The 14,112-nt window shown below is 67.1% G+C and carries 14 protein-coding genes and 1 tRNA gene; 10 read left to right on the top strand and 5 right to left on the bottom strand.

Annotated elements, in window-relative coordinates; translation table 11 throughout:
- On the top strand, positions 1-1,041 hold a 1,041-nt coding region (locus IED13_RS18075), incomplete at its 5' end, for an NAD(P)-dependent oxidoreductase (protein WP_263858893.1).
- 4 nt (positions 1,042-1,045) lie between these two features.
- Here IED13_RS18075 and IED13_RS18070 read toward each other — a convergent pair.
- Both IED13_RS18070 and IED13_RS18065 read right to left on the bottom strand, forming a co-directional pair.
- Complete coding sequence (locus IED13_RS18070) at positions 1,046-1,789, bottom strand: aspartate/glutamate racemase family protein (RefSeq protein ID WP_113253672.1); 744 nt, start codon at positions 1,787-1,789, stop codon at positions 1,046-1,048.
- Positions 1,790-1,932: 143 nt separating this feature from the next.
- The gene (locus IED13_RS18065) at positions 1,933-3,183 is read right to left on the bottom strand and encodes an NAD(P)/FAD-dependent oxidoreductase (RefSeq protein WP_113253673.1); all 1,251 of its coding nucleotides are present in this window, start codon (positions 3,181-3,183) and stop codon (positions 1,933-1,935) included.
- Positions 3,184-3,243: 60 nt separating this feature from the next.
- On the opposite strand from IED13_RS18065, the gene IED13_RS29105 reads away from it, so the two are divergent.
- Positions 3,244-3,375: a hypothetical protein gene (locus IED13_RS29105; RefSeq protein WP_260368441.1), complete on the top strand. Its 132-nt coding sequence runs from the start codon at positions 3,244-3,246 to the stop codon at positions 3,373-3,375.
- Here IED13_RS29105 and IED13_RS18060 read toward each other — a convergent pair.
- Positions 3,356-3,901, bottom strand: coding sequence for a cupin domain-containing protein (locus IED13_RS18060; RefSeq protein ID WP_038363650.1), 546 nt, complete (start codon positions 3,899-3,901; stop codon positions 3,356-3,358). The genes IED13_RS29105 and IED13_RS18060 overlap by 20 nt on opposite strands.
- A gap of 136 nt (positions 3,902-4,037) precedes the next feature.
- Between IED13_RS18060 and hisD the strand changes: the two genes are divergently transcribed.
- The 5 genes from hisD (at position 4,038) to IED13_RS18035 (ending at position 9,772) form a co-directional block, all read left to right on the top strand.
- Positions 4,038-5,345 carry a histidinol dehydrogenase gene (gene hisD, locus IED13_RS18055; RefSeq protein ID WP_191124977.1) on the top strand — a complete coding sequence of 436 codons (1,308 nt, stop codon included), beginning with the start codon at positions 4,038-4,040 and terminating at the stop codon, positions 5,343-5,345.
- A gap of 160 nt (positions 5,346-5,505) precedes the next feature.
- Complete coding sequence (locus IED13_RS18050; RefSeq protein WP_051988178.1) at positions 5,506-6,507, top strand: ABC transporter substrate-binding protein; 1,002 nt, start codon at positions 5,506-5,508, stop codon at positions 6,505-6,507.
- Positions 6,508-6,702: 195 nt separating this feature from the next.
- Positions 6,703-7,776, top strand: coding sequence for an ABC transporter ATP-binding protein (locus IED13_RS18045; RefSeq protein ID WP_191124976.1), 1,074 nt, complete (start codon positions 6,703-6,705; stop codon positions 7,774-7,776).
- On the top strand, positions 7,773-8,942 hold the full coding sequence (locus IED13_RS18040) for an ABC transporter permease (protein WP_191124975.1): 1,170 nt from the start codon (positions 7,773-7,775) through the stop codon (positions 8,940-8,942). Before IED13_RS18045 ends, IED13_RS18040 begins: the two co-directional genes overlap by 4 nt.
- On the top strand, positions 8,939-9,772 hold the full coding sequence (locus tag IED13_RS18035; protein ID WP_191124974.1) for an ABC transporter permease: 834 nt from the start codon (positions 8,939-8,941) through the stop codon (positions 9,770-9,772). Before IED13_RS18040 ends, IED13_RS18035 begins: the two co-directional genes overlap by 4 nt.
- A gap of 120 nt (positions 9,773-9,892) precedes the next feature.
- On the opposite strand, the gene IED13_RS18030 is transcribed toward IED13_RS18035, so the two are convergent.
- A tRNA-Leu gene (locus tag IED13_RS18030) sits at positions 9,893-9,977 on the bottom strand.
- A 277-nt stretch (positions 9,978-10,254) separates the two neighbouring features.
- On the opposite strand from IED13_RS18030, the gene IED13_RS18025 reads away from it, so the two are divergent.
- A complete protein-coding gene (locus IED13_RS18025) occupies positions 10,255-10,866 on the top strand; it encodes a YqaA family protein (protein WP_113253678.1) in 612 nt (203 codons plus the stop codon).
- A 10-nt stretch (positions 10,867-10,876) separates the two neighbouring features.
- Positions 10,877-11,419 (top strand): disulfide bond formation protein B, encoded by a 543-nt coding sequence (locus tag IED13_RS18020; protein WP_113253679.1) that lies wholly within the window; start codon positions 10,877-10,879, stop codon positions 11,417-11,419.
- Between the two features lie 104 nt (positions 11,420-11,523).
- On the opposite strand, the gene IED13_RS18015 is transcribed toward IED13_RS18020, so the two are convergent.
- Complete coding sequence (locus IED13_RS18015; protein ID WP_191124973.1) at positions 11,524-12,396, bottom strand: MurR/RpiR family transcriptional regulator; 873 nt, start codon at positions 12,394-12,396, stop codon at positions 11,524-11,526.
- Positions 12,397-12,488: 92 nt separating this feature from the next.
- Here IED13_RS18015 and IED13_RS18010 point away from each other — a divergent pair, with 92 nt between their 5' ends.
- Positions 12,489-14,102, top strand: a complete 1,614-nt coding sequence (locus tag IED13_RS18010) for an ABC transporter substrate-binding protein (RefSeq protein ID WP_191124972.1) — start codon at positions 12,489-12,491, stop codon at positions 14,100-14,102.
- The last annotated feature ends 10 nt before the right edge of the window (positions 14,103-14,112 follow it).

Genomic DNA, 14,112 nt, shown 5'->3' with positions numbered 1-14,112 from the left:
GGGACGGGCCGTCGGCGTTCATCAGGGGTCCAGGTCAAGGGCTGGCCTCGTCAAGCGTCCCGAAGCCAGTCGTTTCGTCGATATCTCTGCCGTTCGCATACTCATACAGACAAGCAGGAGAATATGAAAATGAGCGCTGGCAAGGAAGCGATCGGCTTTATCGGCGTCGGGCTGATGGGCCAGGGCATGGCCGCCAATCTGGTCGCGAAGGGCTTCTCCCTGACCGTGATGGGTCACCGCAACCGCAAGCCGGTCGAGGATCTCGTTGCGGCCGGCGCCGTCGAGGCGAAGACGCCGGCGGAGCTGGCGGCGCGCTCCGGCATCATCTTCCTGTGCGTCACCGGCTCGGCGCAGGTCGAGGAGGTGCTCAAGGGCGAGAGCGGCATCATCGCCGGGGCGAAGCCCGGCACGATCGTGGTCGATTGCTCGACCTCCGATCCGACCGTCACGGTCCGGCTCGCCGCCGAGCTCGAGGCCAAGGGGTTGCACCTTGCCGATGCGCCGCTCGGCGGCACGCCGGCCCAGGCCGCGCAGGGCCAGCTTTCGGCGATGATCGGCGCCGCGCCCGAGGTGTTCGCCCGGATCAGGCCGGCCTGCGAGGCCTGGGCGCAGAAGATCGTCCATCTCGGTCCCGTCGGCGACGGGCACAAGATGAAGCTGATCAACAACTTCCTCTCGATGGGCTATGCCGCGATCTATGCCGAAGCGCTGACGCTCAGTCAGAAGATCGGCATCACGCCGCAGACCTTCGACAGTGTGATCCGGGGCAGCCGGATGGATTGCGGCTTCTACCAGACCTTCATGCAATATGTGCTGGAGCGTGACCGCGACGCGCACAAATTCACCCTCGTCAACGCGTTGAAGGATGTGCGCTATCTGGAAGGCGTCGCCAACGCGGCCGGCGTCGCGAACCCGATCGGCAATGCCGTGAAGAACAGCTACGCCACCGCCGTCGCCAGCGGGCGGGGCGGGGATTACGTGCCGATGATCTCGGACTGGATCGCGGAACTCAACGGCGTCTCGCTCGCCGCGAAGGGGTGACGCTTCAGGGGTTTGCCAGCAGCCGCGAGAGGCTGTCGGAGAGGCCGGTGCTGCCGACGGGAGCGGGGAGGGCGAAATCGCCGCTCTGCGGTTTCGCCGGCGGCTCTCGCAGCGTTTCGAGCAGCATCGTCACTCCGGCCTCGGCCGAGCAGATCACCGGCACGGAGACATGCGGCTGGACGCGCGCGGCAAGGCCGGCGAGCCCGGCTCCGCCGAGGATGACGGCGCCAGCACCGTCACGCGCCACGGTCCGGTTGCAGGCTTCCGCGAGCAGGGTGACAGAGCCGTCGGGATCGCGCGCGATGTCGGCGCCGGTCGGCGCTACGGTCTCGACAGCGGCGAGCCGGCCAGCAAGCCCGAGCGAGCCGAGGAACTCCCGCAACATCGGCCCCCAGCGCTCGCCGCCGGTCACGATCGAGAAGCGTTCGGCCTGCCGCGCCGCGAGCCGGCTCGAGGCCTCCGCCATGCCGATCACAGGCACGCGCGCCAGCTCCTTGAGGGCGAGGAGGCCGGGATCGCCGAAGCAGGCGAGATAGACGCCGTCGCAATCCGCGCCGTGCTCGGCGAAGGCGTCGAGCGCCGCATGGGCCGCGATGGCGGCGGCGCTGCGGCTGGCGATGTATTGCGCGCCGAAGCGGCCCGTGACCGGGACGAGCATCGTCTCCGGCGGCAGATGCGGCTGGATAGCCCGCACGACCAGCGCCGTCATCTCCGGCATCGTATTCGGGTTGATGAGGAGGAGGCGCATCTGGGCTTTCGGGGAAGCGTCGAGAGGAGGCAGGGCGGGCTGCTCGCAGCCCCGGTGAGCTCAAGCGCCGGCACCATAATGCGGATCCAGGCGGCCGTCAGCTCAGCCGTGGCCGTGGCCTGCCCCTTGGGGCGATGATGCGCCTAGAAGCGATCGGCCGCGAAGGGCTTGAGATCGCAGAAGGGTGGGGTGCCGGTCATCGCTTCCGCCAGAAGCCGACCGGTGGCCGGACCCAAGGTGAAGCCGTGATGAGCGTGGCCGAATGCAAACCACAGGCTGCGATGCCGGGGAGCCCGGCCGATGATCGGCAGCATGTCGGGCAGGCAAGGGCGCGCGCCGCGCCAGGGCTCGGCATCGAGACGCTGGCCGAGCGGCATGATCCGTCGTGCGATCTTCTCTGCGCGGTCGAGCTGCCAAGTATCCGACGGCTCGTCGCGGCCGGCCAGTTCGATGCCGGTGGTCAGGCGAATGCCGCGCTGCATCCGGCTCAGCACGAAACCCGCCTGCGCATCGCAGAGCGGATATTGCGGCGTCGATTCGTCCGCGGCGGCGTAATGCATATGATAGCCGCGCTTGAAGCCGAGCGGGAAACGGTAGCCGAAGCCTTTACAGACATCGCCTGACCAGGGCCCAAGCGCGACGACGACCTCCGAGCCCCGCCAGGTTCCGGCATTGGTCGGGAGGTGCCATTCCGCGCCTTCCTGACGCAAGGCGAACGCATCCGCCTTCGCCAGCGCGCCGCCGCGCGCGGAGAAGAGTTCGGCATAGGCGCGCGTCACCGCGCCGGGATCGCGGACTGTCACCGGATCGCGCCAATGCACGGCGCCGGCTGTGGCATCGGGCAGCAAGGCAGGCTCCAGGCTGCGCAGGGCCTCAGGCTGGAGCACGTCATAAGCAAGCCCGTAGCCACTCAGCTCTGCCGCCGTTCGAACCGCCTGGGCGAGGGCGCGCGGGTCGCGATAGAGCTCGATCCAGCCCCCGCTCCGCATCAGCGCCTCCGTGCCGGCGGCTTTCGTCCAGTGCCGGTGCTCGTCGATGCTGCGCTCGATCAGAGGCAGGACGGCGCGGCCCAGCCTGTCGAGGCGGTCCGGTGCCGAGTTCCACCAGTAGCGCGCCAGCCAGGGCGCCATCCGCAGCAATGTCGCCGGCCGGTAGCGCACGGCGATGGAGCGGTTCGAGGCGAAGGCGGCGAGTGTCGCGAGATCGCGGGGAAAGGCATAGGGAACGACGGAAGAGCGCTCGATCAGCCCGGCATTGCCATGGCTGGTTTCGGCTCCCGGCTCGCCGCGATCGACCAGCAGGACGGTGCGGCCGCGCTCCTGCAGATGCAGGGCGGTGCTGACGCCGATGATGCCGGCCCCGAGCACGATGACATCCGCCTGTCCTGTCGCCATCGCCATCGCCAGTCGAATCCGTCCCCGAAAGCCCATGTTCGGGGCATAGCCGAGCCCTAATTGAATCGTCTTTGCAAGCCGTTCACCGACATCAAGATGCGCGAGGCGACCGCCTTCGCCGTCAACCGGAAGGAGATCCTGACCAGCCTCTCTGGCGGCAATCTCCTCGCGGCTAATATGTGGGGGGCGTGATGGCGCTGACGATCTCGCTCGGCTCGTCGGCTGCATTGCGGAAGCGGTGCGGTTCGCGGCTGTCGAAATAATAACCATCGCCGGGGTGCAGGATCGCCGTCCGGCCCGAGACGGTCACCTCGACCGCGCCGCGGATGACGAGGCCGCCCTCCTGGGCCGAATGAAAGAAGGCCTCGCCCGTATCGGCCCCGGGAGCGTAGGTTTCATGCAGCATCAGCATCGAGCGATTGGGAAATCCGGTCCCGATCACGCGGTAGGAAATGGCGTCCGCACGACCGATTTCCGCCATCTCCGCAGCTCGGCAGAACGGATTTGGCGGCGATACCGCATTAAAGTCCAGAAAAAAGCCCGATAGGGTCGTGCCGAGCGCGTCGAGCACTGCATGCAGCGTGTCGAGGGACGGGCTGATCAGGTCCCGCTCGATCAGCGAAATCGAAGAGTGGGACACGCCCGAGCGCAGGGCGACGGCGCGCACGCTGAGCTTGCGGCGTTGGCGCAGCTCCCTCAACCGGTCGCCGATCTTCATGGAAGGCCTCCTTCACGCGGGCGCCGCATCTGAGCGCAATTGGTGATTATCTTCAACACACCCAGGTGCCCTCCTTGCGTCGCTGCCATGCGGCGGGGAAGCTTGCCGCCCATTCCCGCCCACTGGAACACGCCGCATGCCCAACTCCGCCCCCGCCCTGGACGCCCGGATCACGCGCATCAAGGCCCCCCAGCGCAGCGCCTGGAGCGACAATACTCCCGTCGAGACCACGGTGAAGGCCGTTCTGGATCGTGTGCGGCGCGATGGCGACGACGCTCTGCGGCATTATTCACGCGAGTTCGACAAGCTCGATATCGAGGCTTTCGAGATCACGCCGGCGGAGCGCGCCGCTGCGCTCGACGGGCTCGAGAAGCAGACCCGTGCCGATACCGAATTCGCCATCGAGCGTGTGCGGGCCTTCGCCGAGGCGCAGCGCAAGACGCTGCTTCCCCTGGAGATCGAAGCGCTGCCGGGGCTGCATCTCGGCCATCGCATCATTCCGATCGCGCGCATCGGCGCCTATGTGCCGGGCGGACGCTATCCGCTGCTCTCGGCGCCGATCATGACGATCGTGCCGGCCAAGGTCGCCGGCTGCGACGAGGTCGTCGCCTGCCTGCCCCCGGGAGCGCATCCGGCGATGATCGCGGGCTGTCACCTTTCAGGCGCCGACCGGATCTTCCGCGTCGGCGGCGCGCAGGCGATCGCCGCCATGGCCTTCGGCACCGAAAGTATCCCCGCGGTCGACAAGATCGTCGGCCCGGGAAACGCCTATGTGAACGAGGCCAAGCGGCAGGTCTTCGGCCTGGTCGGCATCGATCAGCTCGCCGGGCCGAGCGAGATCTTTGTCGTCGCTGACGAGACCGGCGATGCGGTGACGATCGCGGTCGATCTGCTGGCACAGGCGGAGCATGACGTGCGCACCCGCGTCGGCCTGATCACCACGGATCGCAGCCTGGCGGAGAAGGTGCTCGTCGAGATCGAGCGCCAGCTCGGCAACCTCTCGACGGCGCCGGTCGCCGCCGCGGCCTGGCGCGACTATGGCGAGATCGCCGTCTGTGCCGACGAGGCGACGATGCTGGCCTATTCGGACCAGATCGCCGCCGAGCATCTGGAGGTGCATACGCGCGATGCGCATGCAACGGCCGCGAAGCTGCGCAATTACGGATCGATCTTCATCGGCGTCGCCGCGAGCGTGGTCTATTCGGACAAATGCTGCGGCACGAACCACACGCTGCCGACCATGGCGGCCGGGCGCTATACCGGCGGCCTCTGGGTCGGCTCCTACCTCAAGACCTGCACGCATCAATGGCTGGACGAGCGTGGCGTCGCGGCCGTGGCCCCGCCGGCCATGCGCCAGAGCGCCAGCGAGGGGCTCGAAGGGCACCGCCGCGCGGCGGCGCTGCGTCTGGCGCCCGCGCAATTGTTGAGCGAGATCGGCGCCTGATCAGCAAGAAGATTTCCGTAGCGTGATGCTGCGAAGCGAGGTCCAATACGGGCAAGGTAGCCGGCATTCCGCGAGGGGCGGAGCAGCCGGATCAGAACGGGAGAAGACCATGACATCGTTGAAGGCCCTATTCGCAGGCTCGACGCTCGCGGCTGGACTGATGCTCGCCGGCCTCGGCACGGCGGCTGCCCGCGACCTCACCGTCGTCTCCTGGGGCGGCAACTACCAGGACGCGCAGCGCAAGATCTACTTCAAGCCCTTCGCCGAGAAGACCGGCAAGCCGGTGCTCGACGAATCCTGGGATGGCGGCGTCGGCGTCGTCCAGGCGAAGGTGAAGGCGGGGACGCCGAACTGGGACGCCGTGCAGGTCGAGGCCGACGAGCTCGCCATCGGCTGCGCCGACGGCCTCTACGAAAAGCTCGACTGGAACAAGCTCGGCGGCAAGGACAAGTTCCTGCCGAGCGCCGTCAGCGATTGTGGCGTCGGGGCGATCGTCTGGTCGACGCTCTTGTCCTACGATTCCGAGAAGCTGAAGACCGCGCCGACCTCCTGGGCGGATTTCTGGGACACCAAGAAGTTCCCGGGCAAGCGGGCCCTGCGTCGCGGACCGAAATATGCGCTCGAATTCGCGCTGATCGCCGATGGCGTCGCGCCGAAGGACGTCTACAAGGTGCTGCGCGACAAGGGCGGCGTCGACCGCGCCTTCAAGAAGCTCGACGAGATCAAGTCCGATATCGTCTGGTGGGAGTCGGGCGCGCAGCCGCTGCAGCTGCTGAAATCCGGGCAGGTCGTGATGACCTCGGCCTATAACGGCCGCATCAGCGGCATCAACAAGACCGAGGGCACCAAGTTCAAGACCGTCTGGCCGGGCAGCATCTACGCCGTCGACAGCTGGGTGATCCTGAAGGGCAGCCCGAACAAGGACCAGGCGATGGATTTCATCGCTTTCGCCAGCCTGCCGGAAAACCAGTCCAAGCTGCCGCAGGACATCGCCTACGGCCTGCCCAACAAGGCCGCCGCGGCCGCCGTCCCGGCCGACCTCGCCGCGGACCTGCCGACCGCGCCGCAGAATCTCGAGAATGCGATCGCGATCGACGTCGACTACTGGAACGACAACATCGAAGACCTGACCAAGCGCTTCAACGCCTGGGTCGGCAAGTAGGTCGGCAAGCGGATCGGCGAGCGGGGCGGCCAGCAGCCGTCTCCGCTTCGCCGTGCTTCATGCAGAGAGCCCCGGGCGCGCCACGTGCGTCCGAGGCCGCTCCAGCCGATCGCCCGGTGTGGCATCGTCCTTGCGAAGGGCTCCTCGCCGCGGCCAAGACGGCTTCGCCTCATCCGTCACGAGAAGATTGATCCTTTGCGAGATTCGAATCCGTTCATTCATTTCGAGGCCATCAGCAAGGTATTCGGCACGGTCACGGTGGTCGACTCGCTCGACTTCCATGTCGCGCAGGGCGAGTTCGTCAGCCTTCTCGGCCCTTCGGGCTCGGGCAAGACGACACTTCTGATGATGCTCGCCGGCTTCGAGACCCCCACCGGCGGGAGCATCCATGTCGACGGGCGGCGCGTCGAGCATCTGCCGCCCCACAAGCGCGAGATGGGCGTGGTCTTCCAGAACTACGCCCTGTTCCCGCATATGACGATCGCCGAGAATGTCGGCTTTCCGCTCAAGATGCGCGGCGTCGCCCGGGCCGAGCGCGAGGCGAGGGTGAAGCGCGCGCTCGAGCTGGTGCGCCTCGGCCATCTCGCCGACCGCAAGCCCTCGCAGCTCTCCGGCGGCCAGCAGCAGCGCATCGCTTTGTCCCGCGCCCTCGTCTACGAGCCCAAGGTCGTGCTGATGGACGAGCCGCTGAGCGCGCTCGACAAGCAATTGCGCGAGCATATGCAGCTTGAGATCCGCGCCTTGCATCGTGAACTCGGGCTGACGGTCATCTTCGTCACGCATGATCAGGGTGAGGCGCTGACCATGTCGGACCGTGTCGCCGTGCTCAATCGCGGCAAGATCGAGCAGTTCGATACGCCGTCGGGCCTCTATGACAGGCCGCGCACACGCTTCGTCGCCGAGTTCATCGGGGAGACGAATCTGCTCGCCGGCCGCGTCTCGCAGCGTCAGGGCGAGACCGCGACGATCCTGCTCGCATCCGGCGCGAGCGTGATCTGCGACAGTGCGGTGGCCTTCGAGACCGGCCACGACGTGATGATCTCGGTTCGTCCGGAAATGCTGCATCTCGTGCAGGATGCCGCCGCTGCCAACGCCTTGCCGGTGACGATCGAGGACCATGTCTATCATGGCGATCACATCCGCCTGCACCTCGCCTGCGGCGAGAGCCGGCTCGTCGCCCGGGCCGGGCGTCGCGATGCGGCGCCGCCGATCGGCAGCAAGGCATTCGCCAGCTTCGCCCAGGGCGATTGCTCCCTGGTGGCGCCATGAGCGCGCGCCTTAAAGCCCTGCTCCTGATCCTGCCGCTGGTGATCTTCCTCGGCCTGTTCTTCCTCTGGCCGCTCTGGATGATGGTTTCAACTGCGGTTCAGGGCGGCACCGTGCGCCTGGCTTTCCCCCAGACGGCGATCGCGATCGCGAGCTGGGCCGGCAGCGGCCCGCCGCCGGCCCCGCTGCAGGCGGCGCTCGTCCGGGATTTGCGGGCCGATACGCCGCAGGAGCGCTTCGGCGATGCCGTGCGGACCCTCAACAGCCAGCAGGCCGGCTTCCGCACGCTTCTCCCGCGCACGGCGCGTGCGGTGCGGGAGAGCGGCGAAACCGATGCGATCGATCTTCAGGCCGTCGATCCGCGCTGGAGCGATCAGGGTTATTGGCTGGCGCTGAAGCGCAGCATGCCGGCCTATACCGACGCCAACCTGCTGGCGGCGGTCGACCTCAAGCGCAATGACGAGGCGCGGATCGAGCCGGTCGAGCCCGATTTCGCCGTCAACCGCGCGATCATGCTGCGCACCTTCACCATCGCGACACAGGTCACGCTGCTTTGCGCCGCGATCGGGCTGCCCTTCGCGATGCTGGCGGCGAGCGTGACGGGCTGGAAGCGCAATGCGCTGCTCATCGCCGTGCTGCTGCCGCTATGGACCTCGTTGCTGGTGCGCACGGCGGCCTGGCTGATCCTGCTGCAGGATAACGGGCTCATCAACCAGATGCTGCGGGCGATCGGGTTGATCGATTCTCCGCTTGCGCTCATCTACAACCGCACCGGCGTGCTGATCGCGATGACGCATGTGCTACTGCCGCTGATGGTGCTGCCGATCTATGCCAGCCTGATCGCGATCCCGCGCAATCTGATGCCAGCCGCCGCCGCGCTGGGCGCCGCGCCGCTGCAGGCCTTTCGCCACATCCTGCTGCCGCTCGCCATGCCGGGCCTGCTCTCGGGCTCGCTGCTCGTCTTCATGGTGGCGCTCGGCTACTACATCACCCCGGCCCTGACCGGCGGAGCGGGCGACCAGATGATCAGCTCGGTCATCGCCTTCTACGCCACCGGAACGGCGAATTGGGGGATGGCGGGTGCGCTCGGCCTGTTCCTGCTGGTGCCGACGACCGTGCTCTACATCGTCTACAACCGGCTCTCGCGCACGCCGCTGGTGCCGGCATGAGCGTCGCGGCGGTTCGTCCGGGCGGCGCGGCCTTCAACGCGCTGCGGCTCGCCTTCGGGGCTCTGGCGGTCGCCTTCCTGCTGCTGCCGCTGGTCGCGATCCTTCCGCTGGCCTTCACCGACAGCGTCTTCCTCGTCTACCCGATCAGCGGCCCCTCGATGCGCTGGTTCGGGGCGCTGGCGGAAAGCCAGGCCTGGACCCGCGCGATCGTCAATTCGCTGATCATCGGTACGGGCGCGACCGTCGTCGCGACGGTGATCGGGACGTTGGCGGCGCTCGGCCTGAGGCGTGAGCTCGTGCCCTTTTCGGGGCTGCTGCGCTCGATCTTCCTGCTGCCGATGGTGGTGCCGGCGGTCGTGCTCGGCGTCGGCATGCAGATCCTCTATGCCCGCATGGGGCTGGCCTCGAGCTATCTCGGGGTGATCATCGCGCATGCCGTGCTTTGCGTGCCCTTCGTCCTCGTCAATGTCTCGGGCTCGCTCGCCAGCATGGACCCGGCGCTGGAGCGCGCGGCGGCCAGTCTCGGCGCCTCCCCGGTGAATGTTTTCCGGAATGTGACCCTGCCGCTGGCCATGCCGGGCATCCTCACCGGCGCGGTCTTCGCCTTCGCCACCTCGCTCGACGAGGTGGTGATCACGCTGTTCGTCGCCGGCCCCAACCAGACGACGCTCGCCCGACAGATGTTCTCCTCCCTGCGCGAGAACATCAGCCCGGCCATCGCCGCAGCCGCCTTCATCATCATGATCCTCACCTTCCTCCTCCTCCTCGCCGTGAAGGGGGCTGCGCTTGTCCAGGCACTGCGCCGGAAGCGGGGGATCGAGGGCAGCTAGGAGTGTCGTCCCGCAGCGTGATGGTGCGGATGCGGCTTGCGAACCGGGTTCACGCTTTTCAGCGGCGAAGCCAGGTGCGGGATCGTGGAGAGCCGAACTCCACAAGCTCCGTGAAGGAGATGGTGCCCCTGGCCGGGATCGAACCAGCACTCCTTGCGGAACTCGATTTTGAGTCGAGCGCGTCTACCAATTCCGCCACAGGGGCCCCGACGGGCCGGCGGACTATAGCGATCGATCGATACCGGTCAATCGCCGCGGCGACGCAGCCGAGAGGTTTTTCGGTCCCGGCGCAGGATGGCGACGTTTCGGCCTGCCGAAGCCGTTGCGCCACCGGCCGACGCATGCTCTAGAGCCGGATGATTTCAGACGGGATCACAAGGCGACCCCATCCGAAATCTGAATCCGTCTCTCACCAGGGAGTTAGAGCAGGATTATCGCGAAAAACCGGTTCCCGCTTTTTCGCATCCTGCTCCAGAGCCGCCATGCTGAAGCGCCTCTACGAATGGACCATGTCGCTCGCCGCCCGCCCCCGGGCCGAGCTGTGGCTCGCGGTCGTCGCTTTCGTCGAAAGCTCCTTCTTCCTGATCCCGGCCGATGTGCTGTTCGTGCCGATGGCGCTGGCGCGGCCGATGCGGGCCTATCGGCTGGCCTTCATCGCGACGCTGTTCTCGGTGCTGGGCGGCATCATGGGCTACGCCATCGGCTACTATGCCTTCGAGGCGCTGGCGAAGCCGGTGCTCGCCTTCTACGGCAAGCTCGATGCCTTCGACACTCTGCGCGCCTGCGCCGGCCCCGACACGACGCTGATCCTGCTGACGACCTCGGGGCTGGCCCATCTGCCGCCGATCAAGGTGGTGACGATCCTGGCCGGCGCGGTCCATATCGGGCTGACCTTCTTCGTCGTCTCCTGCATCCTTGCCCGCGGGGCGCGCTTCTTTGCGCTCGCCTTCCTGCTCAGGCGCTATGGCGACACGATCCGCCACTTCATCGAACGTCGCCTGAAAGTGATCGCCGTCGTCGCGGCCGCCGTGCTGATTTTGCTTTATTTCGGCCTCAAGCTGGTCGCAGGGTCGGGACAGCTTCTGTCCTGCTGAGCCGACGCCCATGACCAGTTCCACTTTCGAGACCGTCCCCGACCGGAGCCGGATGCTGACGCCGCTGCGGCTCATCGGCGCGATCGGCCTCATCAGCGCCGCCCTGATCGCCGGTGCCTGGTATTTCCAGCTCGTGCTCGGGCTGGTGCCGTGCAAGCTCTGCCTTGAACAGCGCGTGCCGCATTACGCCGCCATCGGCCTCGCGCTCGCCGCGTTGCTGCTGGCCCGCTCAGCGCGGCTGCAATGGCTGGCGCTGCTGGTACTGGCGGTGCTGATGGCCTGGAGCGCCGGGCTCGGCGTCTATCATTCCGGCGTGGAATGGGGCTGGTTCCTGGGGCCGAGCGATTGCGGTGGCGGCTCTTCCGCTGCGGCCGGCGTCCAGGACTTCATGAAGCAGTTGCAGAGCGTGCGCGTGGTCTCCTGCGGCGAAGCGGCGTGGCGCTTTCTCGGCCTGTCGCTCGCCGGCTGGAACGCCGTGGTTTCAGCCGGTCTCTTCCTGCTCGCGGTCTTCGGGCTGACGCGACGCGCCCAGGTCGCGGGTCCGGCGCGGTAGCCTCTTTTCCGGAACCCGCATTCCGCTTTCCGGGCCGGGCTCTAGAGCCTTGTTTTTCTGCATTTTCTTCACGCGAACCGGCATCCACTTCGCTCGAAAATGCTCTAGCGAAAGAAGGTCCAGAGCAGGCTCTCGCTCAGTTCCTTGAGCGCCTCGACCGCATCGGGCCGTTCGCGCGCGACGGCCGCGATCAGCGCATCCGCCAGGGCGAAGACCGCGGTCGGCGAATTGGGCAGGAGATGGCTGCGGGCGGGGGCAAAGAGCGTGACGTCGGCGATCGGCGTCAATGGCGAGGTGGGGCTGTCGGTGAGCGCGAGCACCTGGGCGCCGCGCTTCTTGGCGAAGCTCGCGAGATCCAGGGTCGCGCGGGAGTAGCGCGGCACCGAGATCGCCACGACGAGATCGTCGGGCCCCGCCGACATCATGTGCCGGATGGCGCGCTCAGGCCCGGTGCGGGATGAGGCGAAGATGACATTGGCGTCGAGGTAGAGCGCCAGCCCGTCCTCGAGGAAGGACGCGACATGGTGGCTTGCGCCGGACGCCGCGATGAAGACGCGCGGCGCCTTCAGCAGCAGTTCCACCGCCCGCGTCACGGCGTCTTCCGAGAGCCCGTCGCGCGCTGCCTGGAGGTTTCCGGCCTGATCGGCAAGCGCGGTCGCGAAGGTGGCGAAGCTCGAGCCGGCCTCGGCGCGGGCGCCGGCAAAGCTGTCGACCGGGGCATGGGCGAATTTCAGCGCCGCCGAGAGCGCGCCGCGAAACTCGCCATAGCCGCCATAGCCGAGCGCCCGGACGAAGCGCGTCACCGTGGCGTTGGAGGTGCCGCTGCCTTCCGCCAGCCCCTCGATGGTCATGGTGGCGACGTCGAGCGGATGCTGCAGCACGAAATCGGCCGCACGGCGATGGCCGCTGCTGAGCGACGGGTAGATCTGCGCGATCCGGTTCGAGAGATCCGTCGACGGCTTCAAGCCCTGGGACATGTGCCTCCGACCGGTTGACGTTCAAAAATTTTCATGTTTGCTACTCGACGAAAATAAACCTGTCAAAACGACAAGCGGGAGCGGTTATCGTCATGCGCACATCCTTGTTCCGCGCGGCCCTTGCGGTTGCGTGCCTGTCCACCACGGCGGTCTCCGCGCAAACCCTGCGCATTGCGCTGGCCTCCGAGCCGACGGCTGTCGATCCGCATTATCACGACCTCACGCCGAACAATGCGCTGGCGCAGCATATCTTCGATTCGCTCGTCAGCCAGGACGCGCAGCAGAAGCTGCATCCGAGCCTCGCGGCTTCGTGGGAGAACGACGGCAAGAACCGCTGGACCTTCAAGCTGCGCGACGGCGTGAAATTCTCCAACGGCAAGCCCTTCACGTCCGAGGATGTGGTCTTCACCTTCTGCCGCACGCTGAAGAACGAGACCAAGGTCTCGGATTCCTTCGCAGACGTCACCGGTAATTTCGCGGCCGTCGAGGCGCCCGATCCGCAGACGCTGGTCATCACCACCACCAATCCCGAGCCGCTGCTGCCGAACCTGCTTTCGGCGCTCCCCATCCTCTCGGCCTCCATCGTCGAGCACGGCCCGATCAGCTACGACGTCGCCAAGAGCTGCGGGGTCACCGGCCCCTGGCCGACGGTCAGCGGCTTTAATGACGGCACGCTCGCCATCGGAACCGGCCCCTACAAGCTCAAATCCTATGTGCGGGGATCGGCGATCGAGCTCGAGCGCAACCCGACCTATTGGGGCAAGGCCGAGCCCTGGGCGACGGTCCGCCTGCTGCCGGTGACCAATGCCGGCCCGCGCCTCGCCGGGCTGCTCGCTGGCGACTACGACGTGATCGAGAACCCGGCGGCGCGCGACCTCGGCCGGATCAAGGACGACAAGCGCTTCGGCCATGTCATCACGCCCTCGACCCGCGTGGTCTATTTCCAGCTCGACGTCGCCCGCGACCAAAGCCCCTTCGTCAAGTCGGAGGACGGCAAGAACCCGCTGAAGGACCTGCGCGTCCGCAAGGCGATGTCGCTGGCCATCGACCGCGACGCCATCGTCAAGCGTATCATGGACGGCGCGGCCGAGCCGGCCTACCAGTACCTGCCGACCGGCATGTTCGGCACGCAGGCCAAGCCCGAGAAGCTGGCCTATGACCCGGCGCAGGCGAAGAAGCTTCTCGCCGAGGCCGGCTATGCCAAGGGCTTCCAGCTCACGCTCTCGACCACCAACGACCGCTACATCAACGACAGCCAGATCACCCAGGCCGTCGCGCAGTATCTGACCCAGGTCGGCATCAAGGCCGAGGTCGATGCGATGACGCGGGCGATTTACTTCCCGCGCCGCGCCAAGAAGGAATTCTCGGTCGCGATCGGCGGCTGGGGCTCCGGCACCGGCGAGGCTGCGTCGTTCCTGCGGCAGTGGCCGCCGACCCCGAACGAGGCCAAGACCCTCGGCGGCTCGAATTACGGGGGCTACAAGAACGACCAGTTCGACAAGGTCATCCGCGAGGCCGTCACCACGCTCGACGACGCCAAGCGCGACCAGCTCCTGCAGGAAGCCGGCAAGCTCGTCCTCGCCGACTACGCCTTCATCCCGATCCATTTCGAGAGCGGCATCTGGGCCTTCAAGTCCGAGCTCGACGTCACGGGCCGCGCCGACCAGTACATGCTGGCGATGTCGGTGAAGCCGAAGGCGAAGTAAGCACCCGGCC

Origin of the sequence: Allobosea spartocytisi, from assembly GCF_014764685.1 — a bacterium.
GTDB classification, from domain to species: Bacteria; Pseudomonadota; Alphaproteobacteria; order Rhizobiales; family Beijerinckiaceae; genus Allobosea; species Allobosea spartocytisi.
This window is presented reverse-complemented; position numbering and strand designations above follow the sequence as displayed.

Coding starts and splice junctions, on each gene's coding strand:
- IED13_RS18070 (WP_113253672.1), bottom strand. CDS start 1,789: ATGCGCCTCCTCCTCATCAACCCGAATACGATGCCGGAGATGACGGCG.
- IED13_RS18065 (WP_113253673.1), bottom strand. CDS start 3,183: ATGGCGACAGGACAGGCGGATGTCATCGTGCTCGGGGCCGGCATCATC.
- IED13_RS18060 (WP_038363650.1), bottom strand. CDS start 3,901: ATGAAGATCGGCGACCGGTTGAGGGAGCTGCGCCAACGCCGCAAGCTC.
- hisD (WP_191124977.1), top strand. CDS start 4,038: ATGCCCAACTCCGCCCCCGCCCTGGACGCCCGGATCACGCGCATCAAG.
- IED13_RS18050 (WP_051988178.1), top strand. CDS start 5,506: ATGCTCGCCGGCCTCGGCACGGCGGCTGCCCGCGACCTCACCGTCGTC.
- IED13_RS18040 (WP_191124975.1), top strand. CDS start 7,773: ATGAGCGCGCGCCTTAAAGCCCTGCTCCTGATCCTGCCGCTGGTGATC.
- IED13_RS18035 (WP_191124974.1), top strand. CDS start 8,939: ATGAGCGTCGCGGCGGTTCGTCCGGGCGGCGCGGCCTTCAACGCGCTG.
- IED13_RS18025 (WP_113253678.1), top strand. CDS start 10,255: ATGCTGAAGCGCCTCTACGAATGGACCATGTCGCTCGCCGCCCGCCCC.
- IED13_RS18020 (WP_113253679.1), top strand. CDS start 10,877: ATGACCAGTTCCACTTTCGAGACCGTCCCCGACCGGAGCCGGATGCTG.
- IED13_RS18015 (WP_191124973.1), bottom strand. CDS start 12,396: ATGTCCCAGGGCTTGAAGCCGTCGACGGATCTCTCGAACCGGATCGCG.
- IED13_RS18010 (WP_191124972.1), top strand. CDS start 12,489: ATGCGCACATCCTTGTTCCGCGCGGCCCTTGCGGTTGCGTGCCTGTCC.